At 36.7% G+C, this 1,867-nt stretch carries 2 protein-coding genes; one reads left to right on the top strand and one right to left on the bottom strand.

Annotated features, from left to right (window positions below; all coding sequences use genetic code 11):
* Positions 1–663 (top strand): PDC sensor domain-containing protein (locus GSY74_RS02000; protein ID WP_164663444.1); only part of this gene is annotated, 663 nt, incomplete at its 5' end.
* Positions 664–668: 5 nt separating this feature from the next.
* Here the strand turns inward: GSY74_RS02000 and GSY74_RS01995 are convergent.
* Positions 669–1,856, bottom strand: a complete 1,188-nt coding sequence (locus GSY74_RS01995) for a glycoside hydrolase family 3 protein (RefSeq protein WP_255494460.1) — start codon at positions 1,854–1,856, stop codon at positions 669–671.
* Positions 1,857–1,867: the final 11 nt, after the last annotated feature.

Raw genomic sequence — 1,867 nt, 5'->3', positions numbered from 1 at the left:
GGTAAAGATAAAAGCAACCGTTCCTATTATTATTCGACAAAAACCCAACATAGATGTGAAATCTCAGACCCATATCCATCACTGGCATTGAACCATCTAGTCGTAACAGCAAGTTTTCCTATCTATGATCCAGAGGACAATCTTCTGACCATTATCTGTGTACAGATTAGTCTCAAAGATATTCTACGAATGGTTCACCCAAGTTCGGTAGATTCGTTCTTTGGCTCTGCCACTAAAATTGTCTATAGTCTATTCTCTGTGGCACTCTTCTTTGTAGCGATACTTCTCTTTATCAAAGGAGTTAACAGTATAGTAAGCAATGGACTGAATTTTCATGAAGTGAATATTAACGATATATTCAAATCCACCATTCTCCTCACCCTCGCTCTGGCGATTGTCGATTTGGTCAAAGCCATTTTTGAGGAGGAGGTACTAGGAAAAGAGAAAAAAGATGGTGCAGGAGATACCCACCAGACGATGGTACGATTTTTGGGTTCCATCATTATCGCCCTATCTATCGAAGCGTTGATGCTAGTCTTTAAATTTGCACTCAATGACCCAAGTCAGCTTATATATGCTGTATATCTAATTCTTGCGGTAACAGCTTTGATTTTAGGACTCTCTTATTATCTCAAAGTTAGTCATGATAGTTGTAATAGGTAGGGGATTTAAATCCCCTGCTTCAATATCTCCATTCTCTCATTAGACCTCTCTATATCATCTAAACTCACTTCTCCACTATCAACCATCTCTTTTACGGTATCAACCAAATTCTGAGTACTTACCATACTTCTAACCGAGAGTTGATTTCCAAAAAGCAAAATATCATTACCTGCACCTATAGTTAATCTAAGTCTATCTCTTAGACTATAGTTACCAATAGCACCCATCTGCAAATCATCGGTAATAACAACTCCATCAAAACCTATATCATTTCGAAGTAGTCCATTTATCGTTTTTGCTGAAAGTGTTGCAGGATACTCTGCATCTATCTTTTTGTTAAATACATGAGCTACCATTACTGTATCTATAGCACCTTGCTCTGCTAATATTCTATATGGCTCTAGCTCTTTTTTTTGCCAGAGATTTGTCACATCCACAAAACCTTTGTGTGTATCACCTAGAGATGAACCATGCCCTGGAAAATGTTTGACAGCACTTAATACACCGTTATTACGCATAGCAGATATAAAGATAGAGCTATATTTAGCTACATCCTTTGGATTTGAACCAAAAGAGCGACCATATTTATATATGATTTTATTTCTCTTATTTATAGCAAGGTCAACTACAGGTGCTAGATTATAATTAATCCCTACAGAATTAAGCTCTTCTCCCATCTTAAAGTACTCTGTTCGTATCTGTACTTCACTCTTCCTTTTTACATCTCTAGCTTTTGGAAATTTTCCATAAAAACCATATTTTCGTTTTAACCTCTGTACTCCTCCACCCTCTTGGTCAACAGAAATAAGTAGTTTTCCGTCTCTGCTACAAGCTTGGAGTTGCTCTGTGAGGGTTCTTACCTGCTCTTTGTTATCAATATTTTTAGGCTCAGAGTGCTTTACTGGATTGACATCAAATAGAATTACTCCTGCTAGATTGTAGTTGTATATATCATTACATATTTGGCTCCCTTGTGGGGCAGTTGTCCCCATAAAACCTACCATAAGCATAGAGCCTATCTTCTCATCTAATGTTTTTGAAACAACATCTTCTATGATTAGAACCTCTTTTTTCTTATCTTCTTGAAGAGTTTCTATAGCATTTTTATCTATTCTAGGAGTTACCATCTTCGGTTCTGTAGTGCAACCACTAAGTGCCAAAAATACCAGTAGAGCCAAGTTTGTTATTTTCATTTTTCAACTTT

Source organism: Sulfurovum sp. bin170 (genome assembly GCF_010892395.1).
GTDB lineage: Bacteria > Campylobacterota > Campylobacteria > Campylobacterales > Sulfurovaceae > UBA1140.
This window is presented reverse-complemented; position numbering and strand designations above follow the sequence as displayed.